Raw genomic sequence first — 24837 nt, 5'->3', positions numbered from 1 at the left:
AGTTCTCTACTGAAAAATGTATCTTATCATGTTTCTGACTTATCGGCTTGCCGGGGAATGCATTACAGAAGCCGTGGTTATAATATTCGCCGGATTTTTTCCCCTTCTTTCCGGAAATTTATGCCTGGCCTGATACACTCTTTGAATTTGTTGAATATTCTTACTCTTTACAAGCATACTATTTCAATTTATAGTTTATATAGTGAACTGCACACACAAGCTACTTGAAATTCTGTAAAATGATCAAACCTTTTAACATAGCAGGAACTCTATATAAAGTATATCTTCGCTTTATAAATTTCGGCTGCTGGCTTTTTACCCGAAAAGGATTCTTTTACAAATCCCGAAGAAACCTTAACTTCCAAGGATAATGTTATAATTCTGGATGCCGAGATATAAGTATCTAAAAAACAAGCTCTCTTCACGAGAAAAATCTATTATCATTATTGAATATTTAGAGGGGATTATATGACAAAAGAAGTTGAGACTGAAACAAAAGAAACCGGTAAAAAAAGTTTCGATATTCAGGGAAAAATTGGAAAGCTAGGGGATGATGTTGACAGCCTTGCAAAAAAAACAGGGAATGAAGCCTCTAAACTTGAAAAGAGCATAAATGGGGAAATAAAGTCACTATTCGGGGAAATAAAGTCCATTGATGTAAAAGACGAGGTAAAAAGTACTACCGACAGGGTTGAAAAGCTGGTTGACACGACTGGAGACAGTGCAAAAAAGCTTGCATCGGATATCAAGGCAGATATCAAAAAATTAATGGAAAAAATCTAATGATAATTTAAAAGAAAAAAACAGATGAGATAGTGGACGAGAAGGTAGAGGTTTTCTTCGTCTTTACTTTCTCTTTTTGATCCTCTTCCTTTATTTCATCCTTATTTATTCTCTTCCCTCACCCTTTTCCCTTAACCTCTTCCTTTATTCTCTTTCTTTAGCCTCATTTTCGGCTTTCTCAAGGATGCAGCGTCCACGAAGTTAGTTTGAATTCCAGTTAGTACCTGCTTCCCTGAGCATAGACCACATCGACAACCTCACCTTCAGTCACTGTGACTGTCACTGTAGCTGTATCGATTACATCCGGATCTTTTTCAGAAATAAGATCAAAATTGTAGACGAACTCCCAGCAGTAAGGGCAACGAAGGGTCACGGTTTCTACAAGGATCGGTTCGGTTAAATTATATTTCCTGTAGAAATCCAGGTTTCTGACATAGGTTTCGGCAATCTGCTGGCTTTCCTCTTCCGAAGTTTCGTTGAATTTATCGGAACCGGTTCCATTACTTCCGATGCAGCCGGAAATGACAGTAACAATACTGATAATAATCAGAAGTAAGGAGAAGATCTGATGGTTTTTCACTGGCTCTCATCCTTTGCTTTTCGCTTACTATGGGTAGAGGCATACAATAAGGAAAAAGATCTATAAAAAGATATGTATAAAGTTTTTCGCTTACTATGGGTAGAGGTATACGAAGAGCGTTATTTAGCAATTACTTACCTGGTTCGTGTGATTTTATAAGCTTCGTGCAGGACTAAAATATTCAGGAAAATCCTGCTACTTATTTTTGCCATGATTAAAAAATTTCAAAGCTTAAGGATCAATGTTGTCGAAAGTATGTAAAATGTATTAATTACGGCTTCCCCTATGAAGACTCCCAGCAGACATTTGAGAATGGGTATTCTAAGGCTCGATGCCACATACACAATCAAATCCGTCGGTACGAGCGGAAAAAAACTCCAGCCAACAATTGAAGTTCTTTGTCCGTTAGCCCACCCCTTATTTTTCGGATATATTTGCCGTATTTTGTTTCGAAATATACGTCAAAACCCAGGTATTTTGAGAAATAGCAAACTATAGTAGAAGAGCTCAGTATCCCTGCCATGTTTACTGCAAAAAGTTCCACGGGATCGAAGATCAATAACCCTGCCAGGAGGAGGAGAGTCGAGGGAATCATGGTCAGACCTCTGGCTGAGAGGAGCAGAAAATAGATAATCAGGGCTATGTAATGGCATTCTTCGGAGAGGTCTTCCAGGAAAAGGACGTTTATTTCATCCGGGAAATACCTGATACAAAATAAGTATGGATTGGGTTAACAGGGTGTGAACTACCACTCAACTAAAGACTCAGGGGTTTTACGCTTCTTCATAGAAACAAAATCCGAAACTTAACTATACCCTAAATAGCTCCTTTCTGTTTTATTTCCCTTTTTCGTGTTTCTACCCATCTTAACATTTAGTCTTATTTTGTGACGATTGGCATTTTTTACACTACTAGCATTTTTGAGCCCTTCAGTTAATTATATTATTTAGAAAGAGTAAATATAATTATAATACCCCCTATAGTAAGTAGGAATCTATTTGCCGTCAGAAAAGGTAAGGAACGGTTGCCATGTCCAATTATGTTGATCAGCGCAGGTTTACAAGGAAAAGTTCCGTAAAGAACAACTCAACTCCTGTAGATTATAGTCCGAGTAATCCAGTTCAGAGTAGCCAGGCTCAAAATGGTTCCTTTCAGGGTTATCCTGTTCAGTGCAGTCCGGTTCAGAGCAACTCCCTTAGTTTTCACCCCGTTCTTCCAGACAATATATCTGTTTTACCCTTTTTTGGGCAACATTCAGGGCTGAAGGTTTTTCTGGATATGGATGGAGTACTTACGGATTTTACAGGCGCATGTGAGAGATTAAGTGAACACATGATGTTCTGGTACACTGCCGATAAGGAACGTTTCTGGAGGCACATTACAGCCGCAGGAGCCGATTTCTGGTCTGATATGCACTGGCTGACAGGAGGCAAGGAACTTCATGGCTTTCTTAAAAGTTCAGGCTTACACCCTACAATCCTTTCTGCCCTCCCCAATCCGGAAAGAAAGACTGCCCTGGCTAATGCCAGAAAAGGCAAAATAGATTGGCTGAAAAAAGAACTCGGAACACCATACGCAAACAATGCAATCCTCTGTTTCCGCCCGGAAAAAGCCCTCCAGTCTGGAACCTCCAAGGTCCTGATCGATGACAACTCCGATAATATCCGCGAATGGGAAGAAGCAGGAGGGACAGCTATCCTGCATAAAAGCACGGATCGGACAATCAGGTGTTTAAGCAAAACTATTGAACTCGAGCAAAAATTCTGATTATTAAAATTGTTACTTTACCCCGGTTCTTATTCCCTTAGGGCTCGTTACGAAATAACCTAGGTGACACATAATTATTTTAGAAGTTAATTGAGTTGCTTGCTTGTGAAGATGATTGAGTACAATCTAAAAAGTTACTTATGCTATTTCGCGATGGATCCTTAGCTCCCGGTTAACAATCTTTAACTTCTTGAGACCATTTCTGTGAATGCGTTCTTATCCTTGTTACTTACAATTATTAGCAAAATAATATAAATTAAATAATAAAACTGTATTTTATGTATTGTTTGCGCTCCCGCCAACTTCTGACACACAACTCTTCACACGTAATTTTTGACACGTTAATCACATCAAGCGGGTCTTTCATCTTGGCGGGGGTTCATCTTCCCTTATTCACTCCTTTCCCCCTCGTTTATCGGCCGCTGGACGGAAAAAAGTTCGGCCTATAAGGTATTTTCTTGATCTTCAAAAAAGCTTAAAGAGAAAGAGGATTTTTAGTTTCGTTTTCCAGTAAACCCCCCTATCCCCTTCATTTCATCTTTTCATATCTGCCTCCTCTGAAGTAAAACCACAATTCTTATGAAGCTGCAAAAGGTGAAATTACCCTGGAGCAGAGGTAAGTTTTCTTGTTAAGACCCCCACCCTTTAAATGGCTAGGACTAAGAATCGAGTGGTAAAACTAAAAGCTAGAAAAATCGCAGCCGGGACTTTTTGAACCTCTACTTTTTCCCCCTTTTGGCTGGAACTCTCAAAAAGCTGTAATCCCAGTCCAGTATGCATTTTCCCCTTCTGGCTGGAACTCTCAAAAAGCTGTAATCCCAGTCCAGCTTTCATTAAACTTGGATTTTGTAAAAATGGAGTTTTTTAGTAAATGCTTACTCCCTTTACTGAGGGCAGGTCAAGGATTTTATCCACCAGATCTCCTGGGACTTTGTGGTCGGTAATGATGGTAAGCCTGGGGTTGTCAGTCAGGTAGGGGTCGTCGGATACAGCCTGGCGGATGCTTACATTATTTCTGGAAATCAGGCCTGCGACTTCTGCAAGGATTCCAACATGAGAAGCATCTTCAGGAATAATAATGATCACTCCCAGACCAAGGGAAGGAGCAACGTCCCTGAGAAAAGGTATAGAATGAACACTTTTAAAAATTGTGCTTAGAAGTTCGTCCGAAATAATGGTTTTTGTGGTCGCATCAACCACCCGCCGGTCCACTCCTGCTTCCTTTGCAAGCTGAGTATGTGCGATCTCAATGGACCCGGAAGTTACTTTTCCTTCCTCGTTCACCTGGAACCCGCGTTCAAAAATTAGTTTAAGCACTTTTGCCTGAGCAGGATATTTTTCAAACTTTTTGAGTAGTTTCTGCCACATATAAACTTAAGTTTAAAATGAGTTCCCTAATATATACTTTACTGATTGTTACGTACTTGGACCTAAAAAAGAGTCCAGGAAAAAATATTCTATACATTTTTTGAGTTTTACGTATTTTATAAAAATCAATCACCACCTGCGTTAATTTGATGTACCTGCAGGACAGGAACCTGTACATGAAAATTCCAGGTTCAAGCAGTAAGCAAAAATCCGAAAAAACAAAATATCAGCTCATTCTTATTGCCTCCCTCAAAAAAGAAATTGAGATGGCTCGCAGGCTTGACCCTGAAAAGCTTGCATCTGAAATCGAAAAAATAGGTTTTTCCTGCCAGTACTGCGGGAAGTGCTGCCGACGGGCTTTTGGGGACAACCGGGTAGTATTGACTCCCCCGGAGATTGAGAAAATCCAGAAACATACGGGGCTTTCAAAACTTGAAGTTGCGGGCCCTCTTATCCCTGAAGCCCGCCAACCCGAAGAAACCGAAAAGGAGGAAGAAAACAGGGACAAAGAAAGTTCTTCCGTGCAACCAGAAATATCAGAACCAGATGAAGAAGTGTTCTCAGAATCCTTCCAGCTGTTTGAACTCCCAAAGGAGGATATTGACTCCGATGGAAATATCCATACCTACGGCTGGATGCTCAGGCGAAAAAGGAATGGAGATTGTGTTTTCCTCGAAAAGGACACAAACAGATGCAGAATATATCCTGTACGTCCGATGCTCTGCAGCACTTATCCTTTTTACATTGAAGGGCTTAAACTGTATACCTGCGAATGTGAAGGGCTTGGAGATCACATTTCTGCGGAAGAAAGCAGGAAACTTGCAGAGATCCTGCTTTCCAGATATATCTCAGAACTTGAAGATACGCTTGCCATGTACGAAAAATACGAGGATTTTGAAAGAGGGAAAGAAGGCCCGGATATTGCAAAAAATAATCTGGAAAAAGACATATGTACCTATATAATCCACGACAGCATAGGAATTACAAAAATAATCGATTGAGGCATAGGAATAGTATATTAATTAACAGAGCAGGACAGGTATATTAATTTAACAGAGAGCAGGACAGGGAAGTTTACGCATTCCTCCCCTTAGCTAAAACTCAGGGGTTTCCTGCTGAGGGTTTATGAAACTGATCCATTCTTCTGATATTTTCAGTTGCCTTTATAGTCGTTTCAGGTTGTGTATCCGAAAAGGGAGGAACGAGGGGTTATGACAACTAGACAGAAACGTTTTCTTATAAGGGGAAACAGTTAACCCCAACTGCACAGCAGCGCAACAATGCCATCAAAGGCACCCAGTATATTGACAAGAAGAGTTACAGATTGCAGGTTGATGGTTTTGTGGAAAACACCTTAAATTTTATCTAACACTGGCGCGTACTCCACTCCCTTTATAAAAGATATCAGCTGAAAAACGACGTTATACTGGCATATAAACTAAATGATGTGACCCTGCCGCCTGAAGGAGGGTTTCCCCTGAAGCTCGTAGCTGAAGACAAATATGGGTATAAATGAGCGAAATGAATAGTAAGAATCGAACTCAGCGACTCACCTTACAGAGGGTACTGGGAAGAACTCGGGTACAATAACACAGCTGATGTTGGTGGATCTGCTTTTGAAAGGAGGAGTAAAAGTCAGTATTGAAACACCAATAATAATTATTGAAACACCAATAATAATATAAGATACACGGGCTATAGTATACTCTTATCAATATTGGAAATTCAAAACAAGGAATCAAATCCTGTCCCTGGTTACACTTGATTATAACAGGATTTGATTAATTCTGTCTTTTATTCCACTATATTTCATTAATTATGAGTTATATGATTCATGAGAGCTACATATAGTGAGTGCTACGCTTCATGGTCTGTATCTCATAGTGAGTGTTACGCTTCATGGTCTGTATCTCATTGCAGTCTGTTTAGAGGAAAAGAAAACTGAGAGATAAAGAATATAGTTGTAGAGACTGAGGCTGGAAAAATGGGGGTAATTTGAAATGGCAAATAGCCATATTAATACTTTGTACCCTGGGGATCCATTCAGGGACTGGCTTGTTGAAGAAGTTGTAGGGCACCGGATTCGCGATAAAAAATGCCGTGTAGACGTTTTTAAGTATAATTCCTCTCATACCGTCTGCAGGTATCAGTTCAAAGGGGAACACTTCAGCGTAATGGCAAAATTTTTTGCCGAACCCACAGGGAAGCTGAAAGCTTACAACACTTATAAAGGCATGATGAATGAGTACCGGAACCTGAAAAAAGCAGCTTTGATAATAAATGTTGCAAAGCCTCTTGCAATAAATAAAGATTTTAATTGTGTCCTCGTAACCGAACACATACCTGGAAAATCTCTGGGCTGGTATCTTAAACGTGAAGAGAACCTTTATGAAAAGCTTGCTGCGGTGGCTCACATGCTCAGGCAATTGCATGACAATACACAGTCATACACTTATGATAAAGAAAATGAGTTCAGGAACTATCATGACGTGCTGAACCACCTGAATCTGGATTACAACACCAGAGAGACGTTCAACAAACTCCTTGGTGAATGGTGGTACAGTTCCTGGATCGACCGGGAATGCGGATGTATGATCCACAGGGATGTTACCCCCTCCAATTATATTTTTTGCAAAGGAAAGCCCTATGCACTTGATTTTGAGAGTTCCTGGTATGAGGCAAATCCTGTCAGAGACCTCGGAATTCTTACTGCGGAACTTAAGAACGAGTTCGAATTACACAAAGGAGGAGGCTGGAAAGCCGAACCGTATATAGGGAACTTCCTCTGGGAGTACAGCCGCGGAGAAAAAGACTTTTACCACGTTACCAGAATTTTGCCATTTTTCATGAGTATAGGGCTGCTTCGCTCGGCAAGGCTTCATCAGAGCAATTACAGGAATTACCTGATAAGAGAAGCCCGTGAATGTTTAAGTGCAGTTAATAGAGGAAATTAAGGGTAAAATTAAAGGGATTGAGGATAAAATTAAGGGAATTAAAAACGTAACTATTCAGCCACTGATAAAAAAGTATGTTTTTTCAGCAAAATGCTGAAATTCTCAGAATAATAGCGGCGCTCCTTTGAGCGCCGCGAGAATACCGTCTATAACAGGTAAATCGTTCTTTTTAATGGTTGAGATATAAGCTCTAATTCTGCAGAAAGCTTCCGCTCCTTGTATAGTTCTGAAAGTTCCTGATATTTTCTGCTGTAATTTCATCATCCTTATGTCTCTTTCTGCTTGGTTATTCTCAAACGGAACTCTCAAGTCATTGAGGAATCTCAGGATCTGTTTTTTGTTTTCTATAAACCTGTCAAGTAGGTTCCTTGCTTTTGTTTTTGGATTTTTACCACGTTTTCCTTGTTTTTCAGGGTTTAGAGAAGGTGGATTTTCTTCAATCCCTTTCATGACTACAGCATCGAACCTTTCTTCTAACACTTTAATTTGCTCAAAGTCCAGATCTTTGACCTGCTCTTTACACTCATCAGTATACTTTTTCATTTCTGTTAACAGTTCATTCATCTCTTTAGCCCATTGCTGTTTATAGTTCTCCTCAATTCCAGTAAGTTCTCTCTGGAGATGAGCATTGCAAAGAGCATGATCACATTCATAACTGTTATAGGGTTTCCATCCGTCATGAACTGCTATTCCTTTAAACTCTGGAAGAATTCCCATGGCATTAATTGCTTCTGATCCTCTTTTTGAGTGAGCAAAATAACAGGTGTATTTGTCATTAGAAGCTACATGAAGCCAATGCCTTTTTCCTTCAATTTTCATCCCAGTTTCATCACAATGGATTACAGGAGAAGTTATTAACCTCTCCTGACTCACATTTTCAAACTCCTCTAAATTCCGGAAGCATTCTTTTTTCTGCTCTGATTATCGTAGCAGAACAGATTTTTATCCCCATAACGTCATCAAAAAACTCTAAAATCCTTTTATAGGGAATAAACTGGTAGTTTTTACAGTAAATTGCTGAAGCTAAAATATTAGGACCATACTGGACGGGATATTTCACAGATTCTGGAAAAGAAGCTTTATTTGATTTTCCACAGTGAGTACAGGTCTTAATCTGACTTCGATGTTCCGTAACAATTAGATTTACAGGAGGAATATCAAAAATTTGTCTTCTCTCATAAGCTTCAACTTCAACATCCTCAAGAGTATGTCCACATTCTTTGCAGCAGGTCAAAGAATGTTCAATTACCTAATCAGGATCATTAACCATATCAAGAGTTGTGCCTGGATGACCTTCTTGACCTCCAGGTTTCTTCCCACTCTTTTTCCGGAGACTCTTGGGATTAGGTTTTTCTTTGACTAAAAAGTCAGTAGAAGGAGGTTTACTGCTGTTTCTGCTATTTTGATTTAAGCGAGATTCTAAAATCCTTACACGTTCTTCTAGTTCAGCAATTCGAATAGCTTGTTCTTCTATGATAGTTTCAAGTCTCTGGATTACAGAAATTACAGCTTCAGGACCAGCTTCATAGATAACGAGGATCTCTTCACGTGTAAGCATAATAACGAAACAAAATAGGATTCAATTTATATGCAATTTTTCCTCGAAAAGAGGAAAAATTGTAGCCTTTCAAAGGCTACCTGAATTGTTACTTAAAAACAATCATTAAGGGGATATGGGAGGCAAGAACATTTCCAGGGAACATGAATCGAAAACCAGCGAGGGAACTATTACCTTTCTGGGCACTCCTGCCGAAGCAGGGGAAAATGTATTTGAGAGCTGCCAGATAAAGGGTGCTATTTTTGACTGCTACCAGACGCTTATCGACATCCACACCGAAGAACACAGGATCGAGACTTACGAGACTGTAAGCTCATGGCTTGCCTACCATGGGGTAAAAATAAAACCGGAAAAGCTATGGGACACGTACATGTTTAAGGTGCAAGAAAGGATGGAGGACTCAACGGAGATATACCCCGAGGTGAAGGTAGAGGACATCTTTGCCGAGATCTGCAGGGAAAACTCGATCTGGAAAATTGATGAAAAACTCCTCGGAATTGAGACCTCAAGAGTTTTTCGGGCAGCTTCTATAAGGAAACTACGCCCCTTCCCTCAGAGCATAAAACTAATTGAACACTGCATAAACATCCCCAAATGCATAATCTCCAACGGACAGAGGGTTTTTTCCGAACTGGAACTCCGATTCCTCGGGCTCTACGACTACTTTGATTTTGTTATTTTCTCTTCCGACGTGGGATACAAGAAACCTGACCTCAGGCTTTTTATGACCGCACTCAAAAGGATGGAACTTGAACTCGAACCCAAGTGTGTTGTATCCCTCGGAGACTCTTACGAAAACGAGATCCTTCCGGCCAGAAAGCTCGGGATGCAGGCAATGACCATTGAAGAAGCCTGGAAACATTACGGGTTGACGGACTGATAACTTTAAGGCGGGAAGTCCCCTTCCTCGGAGCGTAAGCGACAGGTGAGGGATAAAACCCACATTCCGCAGTATTTTTTCAAAAATCAATAATTTCTCTGATAGCGTTTTTGAAACAAATCAAATTAATTTGGATTTTTAATGGAACCTGGTGAAAATTGAATGATATCATTTTTTTGTCTCTATGATACACCGTATAACTGCTTTACCTCCTGCATAAAAGTCCAATAAATCCACGTTTTAGTGAAAATCGATAGCAGGAAAAATTGTGAATATGCAAAAATTTACTTCGGAAAGTGAGATGAAAGCCGTCAGCTTCTACAAAACAACAGTAGTATTATTATTTATACATATAGTTATATCAATAAAGTTATAACTATGTAGTATAAAATGGATCTTAGGAGCCATTCTACATATTCATCCCATTATCATTTTCGTTCAGTGTGTGAAATATAGGAGAAAAGATCTAACGAATCCTCTGATAATTGATTTTCTCAAAACAAAAATCCATAGATAAGTGAAACATTCGATGTTGAAGTGCTGAATATAGAGTGTGACAAAGACCATTTTCACTTATTATTTTCAGCAAAACCTTCGCTTGATATTCCAAAGTATATCACACCATAAAAACAATAACTTCAAGGGAGATTCGTAAAAACTTCCCTGAAGTAAAAACTATGTTATGGAAAGATACTTTCTGGTCAAGATCACATTTTATCACATCAACAGGATAAGTAACCTTAAAAGGACAAGTAACCTTAGAAGGACAAGTAACCTTAGAAGGACAAGTAACCTTAGATATACTGAAGCAATGTGTGGAGAACCAGGGCAAATATGCATCTGGCGAAGAAGATAAAAATCAATTCAACTGAAGAAAAGACACGACATGCCTCTTTGGGAAAGAATTATGAAATGTGATTGTGGAAACGTAATTGATAGGGATAGAAATAGTGCTATCAACATCATGAAACGGTTCTTATCACAGAATGCTTTGTGGACAGGCTATCAGAGGTTTTCTGATAATCTTCGACAAACAGGATTACAGATGGATACTTGCATTATGCAAATATCCAAGTAACGTAATCACTCGAAGGAAACTCCGTCCTCGCTTTCATCAGAAAGCAGGGCGGGGTAGTTCACCTGGTAGGAATACACTTTACGAGCAACTTTTTCTATTACTTTTTTCGCTAGAAAGCCAGGGTACCTTCGGAATGTCGAAACCTATCATTTTCAAGAATTTAGCCCTGAGTATAGACCTGAAACAAAATATATAGATATAAAGAAATGCCTTCAAAAAATTGAATATAATAAGAGTATTTACGAAATGAATATATAATTGAAGAATAGTATTTAGATTATAAGAAGAAAGAGATAGAAAAATTGAAAATATCAATAAAATAAATGGAGAATTCCTATGCTCCAGAACGGAAAAATAAAAGGTTTAATCTTTGACTGTTATAAAACTCTCATCGATATCAAAACAGATGAAGGAGGCCGGGAAACAAACGAAAGGGTAAGCAAATGGTTACTCTATCAGGGGGTGAGGATAGAACCCAACCGGCTCCGGGAAGAATACAGATGGAAAGTTATAGGCAGGCTTGGGAACTCAGGCCAGCAACATCCTGATATCCGCATAGAAGAGATTTTTACTGAGATCTGTGCCGAAAATGCCTTTAGAGAAATCGATCCTTTCTGGCTTGGGATTGAAACAGCCAAGGTCTTCAGAACTGCGTCTTTAAAGAAACTGGAAGCTTACCCTCAGAGTCTGCGCCTGCTTGAAAAATACAGAAATATCCCTAAATGCATTGTTTCCAATGCCCAGAGGGTTTTTACGGAACAGGAGCTTCGTTTCCTGGGCCTGTACGACCGCTTTAATTTCGTAATAATATCTTCAGACCATCGTATCAAGAAGCCTGACATCCGGCTCTTCAGGATGGCTCTCGACGGTCTTGGGCTTGAACCCTGGGAAGTGCTCTCTATCGGTGACACCCCGGAAAACGATATATATCCACCTCAAAGCCTCGGGATGAATGCAATGCACATACACAGCGCGTGGAAATATGCATAAGGGCATGAGAACACAAAAGAAAGCGTAAAGGAGAAGAACAGTACCTTTTAATTTAGCTATATAATTTTTACGGCTGTTTTCCCATTTGCTTCCTTTTTGTTTGCTTCTTTTTTGTTTGCTTCTTTTTTGTTTGCCGTTAGATTGACTGTTGTATAACAATTATAAATATATTCATTCCGGTCAGCAGGTTCCCCGGACAAAAAATGCAATCAACAAAAACGAAACATATAATCTGACAGTTCCTACACAGTCAGAGATTTCCATACATCAAAAACCAGATATATTTAAATAATCGCAAGCACTCTAAAACCCAAGAAATTCTTACACTTATTTCCCAATCATGGAGTGTCTTTATGACAGAATCGGAAATTCCAAAAGAATATAATGCAAACGAGGTTGAGGAAAAGTGGATGGAGAAGTGGAACCTCTCCATGTACCACTTCAACTGGGGAGAAGATACCCGCCCTCAGTATATTATTGATACCCCACCTCCCTACCCTACAGGCAATTTCCACATCGGAAACGCTCTCAACTGGTGTTATATCGACTTTATCGCCAGATACAAACGTATGCAGGGATATAATGTAATGTTCCCTCAGGGCTGGGACTGCCACGGTCTACCAACGGAAGTTAAGGTTGAAGAGATCCATGGGATTACGAAAAACCAGGTTTCAAGGGCGGAGTTCCGCAGGATGTGCAGAGAGCTTACGGGAGGAAACATCGACAAGATGCGCAAAACAATGCTGCGCCTGGGCTTTTCCGTGGACTGGAGCAACGAATTCGTAACCATGGAGCCATCATACTTCGTAAAGACACAGAAGTCCTTTGTCAGGATGTACAACGGTGGGCATATTTATCACGAAGACCACCCTGTCAACTGGTGCCCTCGCTGTGAAACTGCCATTGCTTTTGCAGAAGTAGAGTATGATGCCAGGCAAACGAAACTCAACTTCGTCCACTTTGACAAAGTAGACATCGCAACCACAAGGCCAGAACTGATGGCGGCCTGTGTTGCCGTGGCCGTTAACCCCAAAGACGAACGATACAAAGCATACGTAGGACAAACCCTCACAGTGCCAATCTTCGGGCAGAAAGTACCACTGATTGAAGACGAAGATGTTGAACCAGAATTTGGGACAGGAGCTGTGATGATCTGTACCTTCGGGGACAAGCAGGACGTGCGCTGGTGGTTAAAGTATGGACTGCCTCTGGTAAAAGCCATCGATAAACAGGGGAAGATGACAAAAAAAGCAGGCAAATATGAGGGAATGAGCCTGGCCGAATGCAGGGAAGCTGTAATTGTAGACCTGAAAGCCGGGAGTTTCCTTTATGACCAGAAGCCCCTTGACCAAAATGTAGGGCTCTGCTGGCGCTGCGACACGCCTATCGAAATCCTTTCCGAACCCCAGTGGTTCGTAAAAATTAACCCTGAAAGTATCCTGAAAGCTGCAGATGAGATTAACTGGTACCCAGAATATATGAAGGTCAGGCTCCAGAACTGGACAGGCACAATGGAATGGGACTGGTGTATCTCCAGGCAGAGGATCTTTGCAACCCCGATTCCTATCTGGTACTGCAAAAAGTGTGGGGAGGTTATGATTGCCGAAGAAAGCTGGCTCCCGATCGACCCCAACGAAAATGCACCAAAGAGAGCCTGTACCTGCGGATCAACCGAATTTGAACCTGAGACAGATGTGCTGGACACCTGGATGGACTCCTCGATTACTGCACTGCACGTATCGGGCTGGGAAAGCGAGCATGAGCTCCGCCTGCCTGCACAGATCCGCCCTCAGGGGCATGATATTATAAGGACCTGGGCTTTCTACACAATCCTGAGGAGCCTGGCTCTTGAAGACAAGAAACCCTGGGATTCTATAGTGGTCAACGGGATGGTGCTCGGGCCAGATGGGCATAAGATGAGCAAGTCTCTCGGAAACGTAATCTCCCCCGAAGAAGTGACAGCACAGCACAGTGCTGACGCTTTCAGGCAGTGGGGTGCTGTTGGAGGTTCCACAGGCTCAGACGTTATGTTCCACTGGAAAGATGTGGTCTCAGCCTCTCGCTTCCTGCAGAAGATGTGGAGTATCTACCGATTCTCAATGTCACACTTAAAGGACTTTAAGCCTGAAGATGCCGAGAACTTCCCTCTGGATTCCCTCCTTACAATTGACAGGTGGCTCCTGAGTAAGCTTAACAGGCTTGTGGACACTGCCACAAACGAGCTTAACGGATATCAGTTTGATTCCACATTCAAAGCCATAAGGGGCTTTGCCTGGGAAGTCCTTGCAGATAACTACCTGGAACTTGTGAAAGGTAGACTCTATGGGGAAGAACCGGAAGGTAGGAAAGCAGCCCGGTATGTACTTTACACAACAATCAGGACTCTCTCCCTGCTGCTTGCTCCGTTCATACCTTTCTTTGCAGAAGAGATGTACTCCAGGTTCAGCAGTGAAAGTGTACATATCCAGGCCTGGCCTGCAGTTGATGAAAGCCTGATAAGCGAAGAAGCAGAAGCAGCTGGCGAAATGATCAAAGAGATCACGAGTGAGGTCCGCAGATATAAATCAGACAAGGGAATGGCTCTGAACTCCCCCCTTAAAAAAATAGAGATCTATAATGTAAAGATCGATACAGGGGATATTGCAGGAGCTACGAACTCTGAAGTAGAGCTTATGGAAGGTGCTCCTTCATTTGAGTACGTGCCTGTGGAAGTAAAGCCCAATATGGGCTTCCTAGGACCACGCTTCAGGAAAGATGCCGGAGCCGTTGTGAAAGCTCTTCAGGCAGAAGACCCTGCTGCAATTGAAGCTCAAGCAGCTTCAGGAAAAATAACCGTTACTGTAAAAGGCGAAGCAATAGAACTCGAACCCGAGGCGGTTGAAGTCCGGAAAGAAGTAATCTCCGGTGGCCGTGAGGTAGACATTCTTGATGTAAAAGGTGCAGTAGTCGTAATTGTCAGGTAAGCCGAAGCTTACCTTCCCGAATTGCGGTTTGGGATCTCAGGAAATCGGAGATTTTCTGGGAGTTGCACTGCAAGTGCAACAGGTCGCGATCCTTTTCGCTGGGTTCAAGAGGACTAATTTATAGGTTAGAGCAGTGAGCTTCGTTCAGGAGGGCTAAGCTACACTATCTCTAACCTATACAACGTCATTCACTGCTTTAAATCGTTCTTGTCACGCTCGACACAGGAGAGCTGTCTTTCCAGGGAAATCGAGAACTGTCTGCTTCTTTTAACTTTTTTATTTTTTTGATGGTCGCCAGGCGGCTGGCGTGGATATCCTATCTTTAGCTTTAAATTGAAAATCAATTCCTCGATTAAGGAAAGTATTGACCTAAGACCGGAGTGCATTCCTTTAGTATTTTATCTTCCTCAATTGCGGGGTTAGTTGGCGGATTGCTTTTTATCTGGTTGGCGGCTGGCACAGGCCCGGTGCGGCGTAGAGAGAAAAAACTAGAAGAGTTCCTCCAGGACTCCGGAATAGATCAAACAATTAATCAGGAACCAGCTGTGGGAAAGGATTTCAATTAACCTGTAATTCCGGCAAATTTCAATTGGAACTTACACATGATGCTTAATTATCAGGTTTTTTGAAATCTTCAGAGAATAGTTATTTATTGATCTGTATTTTAAGTCATTACCTTTGTTTTACTTCTTAACTGGCATTTTACTTTTTTACCAGCATCATTGAAAAAGAGAAGATAAGAAGCGCTGCATAGAACATTACAACGGAATCAAATCTGGTAGAAGGACACTCTGAAAGAATAATATCAGACCACGATAATTTTTGGGAAATGAACTCCATTTTAGAATAACCGGTTAGTTTATCTACACTTTTGCCGATGTAATGTATAGCCCGGGAAGACTCACTCGACACTCAAAAAACTGTTACCGGATGGTTGTCTATCAGCAAGCTTATCTCCTTCGCCGTTGAATCGCCATTATAAACCAAATATTTTAAGAGTTTTTTTTGCATCACATTTCCTAAATCAAGATCATTAAAAGGTATTTAGAATCAATCCTCTAATTATTTATATAAATAACTCTAATTATAATTAGACGAAGTATTTAAATTTATAGGTGAGAGTAAAACCATTACAAATAATGACATTTCAACTATTGTTAACAATTTATTCATTTTGGACAATAAAAAAAGCTAATAATTCTGTGATCTAATATCAAAAACTCGAGCTCTATAATCGCCCCGAAACTTTATAAGTTTTTTGAGTTGAAAATACTCAGACCTTTTGAAACTTAAAAAGCAACTACATGTTTTCAAGCTGCAATAGAACTAGTGTTTCAACCATTAAATTATTGGTCATTTTAATAAGCTTTGAATCTCTTTATACTTTCATACTACAAATTAAACTTGAAGATAATGAAGTAAGTTTCCTTATGGACTTTGTGAAAAAGGGACATAAAAATGCAAGAGAACTAACCTGAGCTCGCATTCTCCTGTCAAACCAGCGAAAAGGAGTAATCGAGATAGCGAAAACATAAGGTGTTTCCAGAAATACTACTTTGAATATAAGGAAAAGGTATGTTGAAGAAGGTCTACCAAACGCTCTTATGGACAAGCCAAAATCCGGTCAACCTGTAAAATAGAGAAAGTATGTACGACATTCTTAATCTGTACGAAGAGTATTACGATTCTAAAAACCCTCTTGTCTGCCTTGACGAGAAACCAAAACAACTTCTTAAAGATAAGAGAAAGTCCATTCCAATGAAGCCGGGAAACCCAGAAAAATGTGATTACGAATATGTTGGGAATGGAACTGCAAACGTATTCATGGCAGTAGAGTTTAAAGCGGGAAAAGGGGTAACTCAAATCACTGAAAGAAGAACTATGAAGGATTTTGCACAATTCGTGAAAATTCTCGTTAACGAAAACTATTCTGAAGCTGAAGTCATCAGACTGTTACGGGTAATCTCAATATCCATAAGGAAAAGTCATTCTACGAAACATTCAGCGAAGAGGAAGCAAAGCGGATCCTGGACAAGATAGAATTCCATTACACGCCAAAACATGCAAGCTGGCTTAACGCCACAGAAACTGAGATCAATGTGATGGATATCGAATATACAGACAGAAGGATCGGTGACGGATATCGAATATACAGACAGAAGGATCGGTGACATAGATAAACTTGCCCATGAAGTGGATGCATGGACGAAGAGGAGAAACGAACAAGAAAAAAAATAGAATGGAAATTTACAAAGAAGAATGCCGATGAGAAAATGTCAAAGTGTTATGTAGAATAATTAAATTGTTAAGACACTAGTTAAATTATGTACAGACCTGGAGATTCGGTCAGTTTCCAAAGGGATGAACAGAATTATTTAAATAAAGTAAAAAAAATGAATATACCCTTGGTTTCAATGTGAAACTTTATATACATCCAGGTAATCTGTTTCAGAAAAGTATTGTTCAGACCTGGGGTTCTTATGACAAAAGTCGAAAAGGTATTACTGCTACTAAAAAATATGGTGTACGAAAGCACCAGCCCGCAGGAAACTCTCAAGTTCGCGAAGTATTATAGAAGTAGAGGGCTCGATGTTCTGGTTATTCTGTGGGGACCTATGGGAGTATTGCTTGCAAAGAAAGATAAAACGAGAGGGTCACCCAAGTACGATGCCTCTGTTCAGGAATGCATCGAGATGGGAATAGAATTCCGATGCTGTCAGCTTGCCTCAGATATGATCGGCCTTAAGAAGGAAGAATTAATCCCTGGAATTGAGTTTATTTGCTCAAAAGACGTGGCTGAACTTTTTTTAACATACAGCGAGGAAAACCAGCTGATTATAAACTTCTGAATTTAACAGTTGAGTCAATAATCAACTTGAAAGAATAGTTAATATTCTTTTAAGATCTCTTTCAAAATAATTATTTAGAATCATTTTTTAATGATTGTCTTTTATGAACCTCTCTTTTAATATTATTTATATTATATTGGCTATTTTCTTTTATTTTGAGGAATGAATTATATGTTAATATGCAGATATTTAGAGTAAAAATAAAAATATCAGTTGGTGGTTTCATGTATTTAAAAGATTATGAACTTGGTGAGGAAGAAAAGCTTCTTTTACAGAAGGTTCTTGACGGGGATATAGCCTTTCGTAAGATAGAAGAGTTTGCAGACCCGTTAACAGCCGTAAAAATCCGGAGACTTGCCATTCAGGAGTACGCAAAACTCGAATTTGAACACATCCAGAATTTCTCTTTAGACGTGGAAACTGTAACAAAGAAGAATATTGAAAACATGATAGGGGCAGTTCAGATTCCTCTTGGGGTTGCCGGGCTTCTGAAAGTAAACGGAGAATATGCAGGCTCTGAATACTATATACCTCTGGCTACAACGGAAGGAGCCCTTGTTGCCAGCGTAAACCGCGGCTGCTCAGTTATCACAAAGTCAGGGGGGGCAAATGTTAGAGTTTTTGAAGATGAAATGACCAGAGCCCCGGTCTTTAAGCTTGAGAGCCTTGAAAGAACCAAAAAATTTTACGACTGGGTGAAACGTCCTGAAGTTTTCGAGCAGATGAAAGAAGTTGCTGAAAAGACTACAAGGTTTGGGAAACTGCTCTCTGTAAAGCCCTTTGTGACTGGAACGTATGTATATCTCAGGTTTTCCTATGATACAAAAGATGCAATGGGCATGAATATGGTGACCATAGCCACAGATGCAGTGATGCACCTCATAGAAGACGAGTTTGGCGCACAGCCTGTTACCCTTTCGGGAAATATGTGCACCGACAAAAAACCTGCGTCCATAAGTACCATTCTTGGGAGGGGGAAGACTGTGGTTGCCGAAGTTACCATTCCTGAAGAGATAGTCAAAGAAACCCTCAAGTGTACTCCAGAGTCAATGTTTGAGGTAAATTACAGTAAAAACCTTCTTGGTTCGGCAAGAGCAGGAGCTATCGGATTTAATGCCCATGCCGCAAACGTTATCGCTGCCGTCTACCTTGCCTGCGGACAGGATGTTGCCCACGTTGTCGAAGGCAGTACCGCAATTATGAGTATGGAACTTACAAAATATGGAGAGATTCACTGTTCTATCACCCTGCCAGCCCTCCCTGTAGGTACAGTCGGAGGAGGCACTGGCCTTGGAACCCAGAGAGATTGCCTGAATATTCTCGGCGTTGCCGGGGCAGGAGATACTCCTGGAATAAACTCCCGGAAATTTGCAGAAATTGTAGCTTCTGCCGTACTTGCAGGAGAGATTTCCCTCATCGGAGCCCAGGCTGCCGGACACCTCGCCCGCGCCCATGCCCAGCTCGGACGCGGAAAATTCTGAAGCTTCGGAAAAAGATACAGGGAAACTCAGCCAAATGCGCTCAGGAAAATAAAAAATACCCTGAATCTGCACTGAAGCCAGAAATTCCCCTCCTTAATGAAAGCAGTCGGGAGGGGATTACATTTTTCACTTTGCTTAACCACTTTAGATATTCAGACTCCCTCCGAGATATTCGGGATACTTCTTGAGGTCTTCAGGCTACCTTTCAAAACTAAGGTGATCTTTTAAGTAATTCAGGCCACAGAAAAGCATTTCAACTATTTTAGTTGAAGAGTTATTTCCTGAATATTATACATCAAATTATTATTAAAGATTTATCAAAAGTAGAAATACTTATCATGATGTGAGTTTATAGGCTTGATATGGAGGCAGGCATGAGCAATCCTGTGGATATTCTGGCCTGTGCGGTCACCTCAATAATTTGCTTTTTCATATTATACGCTGTACTTCAGACAGAGATATTGATACTGGGAATTGCTTTAATAGGCTGTATTCTTATTGGAAAAACCTTATATTTATATTAACAGTGAGTACTTTTTGATTCACGACAGTCTGTTCTATTCAGCCAGTCTTTTCAGTCAGTTCCAATCTCATTTTTTTAAGGAACTTACTCTCCTGAATCTGATTCCCATTTGCTCCGTCTTTAAATTGGCTCTGAATAATCCCGTTTTACCCCAAATCTAGCCTATTTTAACCCTGCCTTACTCTTCTGGCTCATCTTCATCCGTCTTGTTCCAGGGCAATTCCTCCTCTTCACTTTCCGAGATATAATCACTCAGCGTGAGTAAAATAATTCCGATGAGGACCGCAATTGAGCCAAGAATTTTGTTAACCGTAATCAGAAGAGCTCCAAGAAGTATGAGGGAAAAACCCAGCAAAACACCCCGGCCTTTAGCAAAGAAGTCTTTTACTGCATCTTTAGACAACATTTTAGCTCCTTCTACTCCGCAAATAGTCTTCAAAAACATTTTATTCTTAGAGACTTCATTTCAGATAAGCAGGATATATTCAACATATAAATTAAGGAAGGCATCTGACCAGAGACCTGATCCCAACGTCCTGCTCATCTTTTGTATTCATATGTGAACTTATTTTACTAGTACTTTAATGTCACGTTTTATCGCGGATTAACCACATATTTTCCTGATAAGGCTCGGAAGTAAGATTATTTAAAGTTTAATATTAATACTTCTTAGGGGCTAAAAAGGGTAAATGCCTAAAAAGGTGGAGAGAATAGGGAAAGAAAGGAAACGATACAAGGGGGATTTCTGTTTTACTGTAATTATTTTAGAGAGGCTGCAAACTCTATTGTTTATGCGCTCTCGTGACTATTAGAGAGTATTAAATTCACAGTTAAGAAATGTGAACTTGCAGTTAAGAAATATGAACTTGCAGTTAAGAAATGTGAACTTGCAGTTAAGAAATGCAAGAATTGCCTGAAAAATCAGAAAAAATAAAGAAATAATGGAGGTTAAGATTCTGGACTATACACTTCGAATAGGGGGAGAGGCCGGGCAGGGGCTGCAGACCATAGGAGGAGCCCTTGCAAAAATATTTTCCCGAACAGGATACCACGTATTTACACATCAGGACTACATGTCCATGGTCCGCGGAGGGCATAACTTTTACCAGATCCGCTTTTCCGACCAGAAGGTATCAGCCTCCAGGGATATGGTCGACATTCTTCTCGCCCTTGATCTGAACACGATCGAAATTCACAAAAAAAGTGTAAGAGACGATGGATTTATACTGTATGACTCAGAAACTATCAAGAAGAAATTTGAAGGACCTGAATTTATAGATGTTCCCTTCAAAAAAATAGCCCTTGATGCAGGAAAAAGCAGTATCATGGCAAATACCGTAGCTACCGGGGCGGTGCTTGGCATTCTTGACCTCGGGCTCGAGCGCCTTAAGGAAATCCTTAAAAGCACTTTCAAGAAAAAAGGGAACGAAATAATTGAGAAAAACATAGCCTGTGCAAAAGCAGGATATGACTATGTCCTTTCAAATTGCCCCCGCTGTGAAGCTGTTGAAATCCAGGAGCCGGAAGAAAAAAAACTCATGCTTATAGACGGGATTCAGGCAATCGGAATGGGGGCTCTCATGTCCGGCTGCAAGTTTTATTCTGCATATCCCATGACGCCTTCGACAGGGATCCTGAATTACCTTGCCTCAAAAGCAGAAGAATATGGTCTTGTTGTAGAACAGGCTGAAGACGAAATTGCAGCAATTAACATGGCAATAGGAGCCTCTTTTGCAGGCGTAAGGGCAATGACCGGAAGTTCAGGAGGAGGGTTTGCCCTGATGGTAGAAGGGCTCTCCCTGGCAGGGATGACCGAAACTCCTCTTGTGATTGCAGAAGTTCAGCGCCCTGGGCCAGCTACTGGGTTGCCCACACGTACTGAACAGGCGGACCTACTTTTTATTTTATACGCAGGGCACGGAGAGTTTCCAAGGGTTATCTTTGAACCGGGGACTCCAAAACAGGCATTTTATCTCACTAACAGGGCTTTCGAACTTGCAGAGAAATACCAGATCCCTGTATTTATCCAGTCCGACCAGTACCTTGGAGATTCCGAGTGGACCTTTGAAAACTTCAACTTTGAGCACCTGATCTACAATGATTACCGGTTGAGGGAAAAAGATCTGGAAGGGGTAGAGGAGTACAAACGCTACAAATACTCGGATACAGGGATTTCCCTGTTTGCAGTTCCCGGAGAAGCAGGAAAACATCTAGTTGTGGCAGATAGCGATGAGCACGATGAAGAAGGACACCTTATAGAGGACTCTGAAACTCGTATCAGAATGGTCCAGAAAAGGCTGCTCAAAAAAATGCCGCTGATAAAAGAAGAAATCGAAGCCCCACTTATGTATGGAGACCCCTCTCCAGAAATAGTGCTTGTGGGACACGGCTCTACTTACGGTGCGATAAAAGAGGTCGTGGATATCCTCTCAAAGGACAGGAAGATTGCCATGATGCATTTCAGCCAGATCTACCCGCTTTCCAAAAGGGATAGGTTTGATTATATAGAACTTCTCAAGAATGCAAAGCTTGCCATCTCCATAGAAAATAATGCCACAGGCCAGTTTGCAGAGCTCATCAGAGCTGAAACAGGATTTGAATTTACCCACCAGATCTTAAGGTACGACGGAAGGCCGTTTACCATTGAAAACCTGAAGGAGGAAGTAGATGCCTACCTCTAAAGACTATGAAGCCCAGAAACCTGCCTGGTGTCCAGGATGCGGAAACTTCCAGATTCTCTCAACCGTCAAGCAGGCACTTATCGAACTTGGAATCGAGCCATGGGAAGTCCTGCTGGTTTCGGGAATCGGCCAGAGTGGAAAACTACCCCACTACATGAAGTGCCACACCTTCAACGGGCTGCACGGAAGAACCCTGCCTGTTGCCACGGCTGCAAAACTTGCCAACCATTCCCTGCATGTGATTGCAGTTGCCGGGGATGGGGACTGTTACGGGGAAGGTGGAAATCATTTCCTCCACGCAATCCGAAAAAACCCGAACATAACACTTTTAGTGCACGACAACCAGATCTACGGGCTTACAAAGGGGCAGGCTTCACCTACGACAGCCAGGGGAACTCATACAAAAATCCAGCCTTACGGGGTCCCTTCCGAGCCTCTTAACCCTCTTGCTATGGCAATCTCCCTTGACTGTAGTTTCGTTGCCAGAGGTTTTGCAGGAAACCAGGAGAACTTAAAAGAGCTTATGAAGGCTGCCATAACACACAAAGGCTTTTCCCTGCTTGATATTCTTCAGCCCTGTGTCACTTTTAATAAAGTGAATACCTTCAGGTGGTACCGGGACAGAGTTTACAAACTCGAAGATGACTATGACCCTTACGACCGCGTAAAAGCTTTCGAAAGGTCTCTTGAATGGGGAGACAAAATCCCTAACGGCATATTTTACAAAAATGATAAGGAAACCCTGGAAGAAATGGTGCCGACAATTCGTAAAGAGCCCCTTGTGAGGCAAAAGTTTTCAATCGAAGAAGTAAAACATGAGATTGAGAAATTTTATTAAAAAACCTCACTTACTTTTTTTTTATAAATAAAACTCAGTCCGGGAATCTTTCTATCAATTATTTGAACTCAGTCCGAGATTCTACTTTTTTTCCCAAAATACTCTACCCGGATATCTTTGATTTATGGATGTGGGTAGCCTTTGCACCAGGTTGTAGGCCAATACTTGACTTTACAATAGTCCAAGAAAACAGCATATTGCAGACAAACTGGTTGAGTTAGTTAATAAACATCTTTCAGATAAAATTTTTCTTTTTGTCACAGATGAGCTTAACTTTTATATAGAAGCTCTTTTGAAACAATTTAGATTTTTGAGAGAGTTCCCAAGAACTGAGAACAGTGGAAAACCAAAGAAACAAAGAAAGACAAAATCTGACTTTTAGACAAAATAACAACAGAGTTTCGAGGAAAAATATAGGGTTTTCGAAAGCGAAAGAATGGTTAGAATATCAAATGAGATTATATTGCGCGCATTTTAACTTCTGTAGAGGGCATGGAGGATTAAGATACAAAGATGAAAGAGGGATTGAATGCAAAAGTACACCTACAAGAGAGGCAGGAATTGTAAACTCAAAATGGACTTTAAAGGAACTGCTGACATTCAGGTGTTTAAAAGCATCAATCGGATAAAGATGAGCCATCAAAATATTAAATAAAGATTAATATAAAGAACTGTAGAATATTCTAGCAAAAGTTAATAAATTAGAAGAGTGATAATATCTGTTGTAAAATTGAATATCTGTTGTAAAATTGCGAGTATGTTTATAGGGGGGTCAGTTAACCGGGAACCATAAGCATCAGCTCCTGAGAAGATAGTTCGTATAGCAAACTACAGTCCAAAAATTTAGAATTTCAGGAACTGGAAAATGGAGACTTTTGACTTTTCTATATATCTTCACTCAAACAATAATGGAGTGAAAACAGAATGAAAGGGATTTCTAACATCTTTAGAAAAGACGAAAAAGCCTTTACAGGGCTTGAATCCGCAATCGTGCTGACCGCTTTTGTGGTGGTGGCAGCCGTTTTCTCTTATGTAATCCTCGGGGCTGGGTTTACGACCTCTGATACCGCTAAGGCAACAATTGATGAGGGTGTAAAACAGACAACGTCTTCCTTTGGGCTTGCAGGCGACGTGATAGCAAAAAGTAGCGAAAATAAAGTGAACGAGATAATATTGACTCTTCAACTAACTGCAGGTCAGTCCCCGGTGGATATAGGAGTTGACAGTAGCGAAGGAATGCTGATTATATCCTACTCCGATAGCGCTGCTTATAAAGCAAATACAACCTGGACTCAAGAGTTTATAGGGGATAACGATGGGGATACCATATTGGAGAAGCACGAAAAAGTGCAAATCACCGTTGAGGTCCCCGAAGATGCAATGCTGCAGAGAGATAACACGACCGATGTGGTTAATAGAGAGTTCAGGCTTGAAGTAAAACCGAAGGTTGGTGCAATCGTCCCTATCTCCAGAATCACACCCCCACAGATTGACAACGTCATGAACCTGAAGTAATCCCTAGTACGTCAGGGATACTTCCCCCT

Annotated in this window: 20 protein-coding genes and 3 pseudogenes; 18 read left to right on the top strand and 5 right to left on the bottom strand. The window is 40.9% G+C overall.

Annotation, left to right across the window (positions count from 1 at the left end; translation table 11 throughout):
- The first annotated feature begins 468 nt into the window (after positions 1 to 468).
- The gene (locus tag MSWH1_RS05200) at positions 469 to 783 is read left to right on the top strand and encodes a hypothetical protein (RefSeq protein ID WP_048126717.1); all 315 of its coding nucleotides are present in this window, start codon (positions 469 to 471) and stop codon (positions 781 to 783) included.
- A 217-nt stretch (positions 784 to 1000) separates the two neighbouring features.
- Here the strand turns inward: MSWH1_RS05200 and MSWH1_RS05195 are convergent, their stop codons facing one another.
- Positions 1001 to 1363: a hypothetical protein gene (locus tag MSWH1_RS05195; RefSeq protein WP_048126715.1), complete on the bottom strand. Its 363-nt coding sequence runs from the start codon at positions 1361 to 1363 to the stop codon at positions 1001 to 1003.
- A gap of 346 nt (positions 1364 to 1709) precedes the next feature.
- Positions 1710 to 1958: a hypothetical protein gene (locus MSWH1_RS19875; protein WP_052723135.1), complete on the bottom strand. Its 249-nt coding sequence runs from the start codon at positions 1956 to 1958 to the stop codon at positions 1710 to 1712.
- A 683-nt stretch (positions 1959 to 2641) separates the two neighbouring features.
- On the opposite strand from MSWH1_RS19875, the gene MSWH1_RS05185 reads away from it, so the two are divergent.
- Positions 2642 to 3130 (top strand): hypothetical protein, encoded by a 489-nt coding sequence (locus MSWH1_RS05185; protein ID WP_231585596.1) that lies wholly within the window; start codon positions 2642 to 2644, stop codon positions 3128 to 3130.
- A gap of 864 nt (positions 3131 to 3994) precedes the next feature.
- Here the strand turns inward: MSWH1_RS05185 and MSWH1_RS05180 are convergent.
- Complete coding sequence (locus MSWH1_RS05180; RefSeq protein ID WP_048126711.1) at positions 3995 to 4498, bottom strand: amino acid-binding protein; 504 nt, start codon at positions 4496 to 4498, stop codon at positions 3995 to 3997.
- A 149-nt stretch (positions 4499 to 4647) separates the two neighbouring features.
- Here MSWH1_RS05180 and MSWH1_RS05175 point away from each other — a divergent pair, with 149 nt between their 5' ends.
- From MSWH1_RS05175 to MSWH1_RS05170, 3 genes are all read left to right on the top strand, one after another.
- The gene (locus MSWH1_RS05175; RefSeq protein ID WP_231585595.1) at positions 4648 to 5499 is read left to right on the top strand and encodes a YkgJ family cysteine cluster protein; all 852 of its coding nucleotides are present in this window, start codon (positions 4648 to 4650) and stop codon (positions 5497 to 5499) included.
- A 407-nt stretch (positions 5500 to 5906) separates the two neighbouring features.
- Positions 5907 to 6014, top strand: a complete 108-nt coding sequence (locus MSWH1_RS20735) for a molybdopterin-dependent oxidoreductase (RefSeq protein ID WP_369798578.1) — start codon at positions 5907 to 5909, stop codon at positions 6012 to 6014.
- 484 nt (positions 6015 to 6498) lie between these two features.
- The gene (locus MSWH1_RS05170) at positions 6499 to 7452 is read left to right on the top strand and encodes a phosphotransferase (protein ID WP_048126707.1); all 954 of its coding nucleotides are present in this window, start codon (positions 6499 to 6501) and stop codon (positions 7450 to 7452) included.
- 102 nt (positions 7453 to 7554) lie between these two features.
- Here MSWH1_RS05170 and tnpC read toward each other — a convergent pair.
- Positions 7555 to 9010: pseudogene (tnpC, locus tag MSWH1_RS05165) on the bottom strand (IS66 family transposase).
- 115 nt (positions 9011 to 9125) lie between these two features.
- On the opposite strand from tnpC, the gene MSWH1_RS05155 reads away from it, so the two are divergent.
- The 9 genes and pseudogenes from MSWH1_RS05155 to hmgA all read left to right on the top strand — a co-directional run bounded on the left by MSWH1_RS05155 (position 9126) and on the right by hmgA (position 19251).
- Positions 9126 to 9890, top strand: coding sequence for an HAD family hydrolase (locus tag MSWH1_RS05155; RefSeq protein ID WP_048126705.1), 765 nt, complete (start codon positions 9126 to 9128; stop codon positions 9888 to 9890).
- A gap of 537 nt (positions 9891 to 10427) precedes the next feature.
- Complete coding sequence (locus tag MSWH1_RS20730) at positions 10428 to 10517, top strand: transposase (RefSeq protein ID WP_369798561.1); 90 nt, start codon at positions 10428 to 10430, stop codon at positions 10515 to 10517.
- Positions 10514 to 10624 (top strand): transposase, encoded by a 111-nt coding sequence (locus tag MSWH1_RS19865; protein WP_369798577.1) that lies wholly within the window; start codon positions 10514 to 10516, stop codon positions 10622 to 10624. Before MSWH1_RS20730 ends, MSWH1_RS19865 begins: the two co-directional genes overlap by 4 nt.
- A 152-nt stretch (positions 10625 to 10776) precedes the next feature.
- Entirely contained in the window at positions 10777 to 10968 is a 192-nt protein-coding gene (locus MSWH1_RS18840; RefSeq protein WP_255350486.1) for a transposase, read from the top strand.
- Positions 10969 to 11304: 336 nt separating this feature from the next.
- The gene (locus MSWH1_RS05145) at positions 11305 to 11958 is read left to right on the top strand and encodes an HAD family hydrolase (RefSeq protein ID WP_048126701.1); all 654 of its coding nucleotides are present in this window, start codon (positions 11305 to 11307) and stop codon (positions 11956 to 11958) included.
- Between the two features lie 353 nt (positions 11959 to 12311).
- Positions 12312 to 14921 carry a valine--tRNA ligase gene (locus MSWH1_RS05140; protein WP_048126699.1) on the top strand — a complete coding sequence of 870 codons (2610 nt, stop codon included), beginning with the start codon at positions 12312 to 12314 and terminating at the stop codon, positions 14919 to 14921.
- Positions 14922 to 16309: 1388 nt separating this feature from the next.
- Positions 16310 to 17218, top strand: a pseudogene (locus MSWH1_RS05130) (IS630 family transposase).
- Positions 17219 to 17401: 183 nt separating this feature from the next.
- Positions 17402 to 17770 carry a DsrE family protein gene (locus MSWH1_RS05125; protein WP_048126695.1) on the top strand — a complete coding sequence of 123 codons (369 nt, stop codon included), beginning with the start codon at positions 17402 to 17404 and terminating at the stop codon, positions 17768 to 17770.
- Positions 17771 to 17994: 224 nt separating this feature from the next.
- Positions 17995 to 19251: a hydroxymethylglutaryl-CoA reductase (NADPH) gene (gene hmgA, locus MSWH1_RS05120; protein ID WP_048126693.1), complete on the top strand. Its 1257-nt coding sequence runs from the start codon at positions 17995 to 17997 to the stop codon at positions 19249 to 19251.
- 701 nt (positions 19252 to 19952) lie between these two features.
- On the opposite strand, the gene MSWH1_RS05115 is transcribed toward hmgA, so the two are convergent.
- The gene (locus MSWH1_RS05115) at positions 19953 to 20180 is read right to left on the bottom strand and encodes a hypothetical protein (RefSeq protein ID WP_156148075.1); all 228 of its coding nucleotides are present in this window, start codon (positions 20178 to 20180) and stop codon (positions 19953 to 19955) included.
- A 535-nt stretch (positions 20181 to 20715) separates the two neighbouring features.
- Between MSWH1_RS05115 and MSWH1_RS05110 the strand changes: the two genes are divergently transcribed.
- The 4 genes and pseudogenes from MSWH1_RS05110 (at position 20716) to MSWH1_RS05100 (ending at position 24808) form a co-directional block, all read left to right on the top strand.
- On the top strand, positions 20716 to 22455 hold the full coding sequence (locus MSWH1_RS05110; protein ID WP_048126689.1) for a 2-oxoacid:acceptor oxidoreductase subunit alpha: 1740 nt from the start codon (positions 20716 to 20718) through the stop codon (positions 22453 to 22455).
- On the top strand, positions 22442 to 23293 hold the full coding sequence (locus tag MSWH1_RS05105; RefSeq protein WP_048126687.1) for a 2-oxoacid:ferredoxin oxidoreductase subunit beta: 852 nt from the start codon (positions 22442 to 22444) through the stop codon (positions 23291 to 23293). Before MSWH1_RS05110 ends, MSWH1_RS05105 begins: the two co-directional genes overlap by 14 nt.
- Positions 23294 to 23418: 125 nt before the next feature.
- Positions 23419 to 23922: pseudogene (locus MSWH1_RS17910) on the top strand (IS1 family transposase); the annotation flags it as partial.
- A 295-nt stretch (positions 23923 to 24217) separates the two neighbouring features.
- A complete protein-coding gene (locus MSWH1_RS05100; RefSeq protein WP_048126685.1) occupies positions 24218 to 24808 on the top strand; it encodes an archaellin/type IV pilin N-terminal domain-containing protein in 591 nt (196 codons plus the stop codon).
- Positions 24809 to 24837: the final 29 nt, after the last annotated feature.

This window comes from Methanosarcina sp. WH1 (assembly GCF_000970005.1).
In the GTDB taxonomy this organism is placed as follows: Archaea; Halobacteriota; Methanosarcinia; order Methanosarcinales; family Methanosarcinaceae; genus Methanosarcina.
The sequence above is the reverse complement of the archived record's forward strand: the minus strand, read 5'-3'. Positions and strand labels throughout refer to the sequence as shown.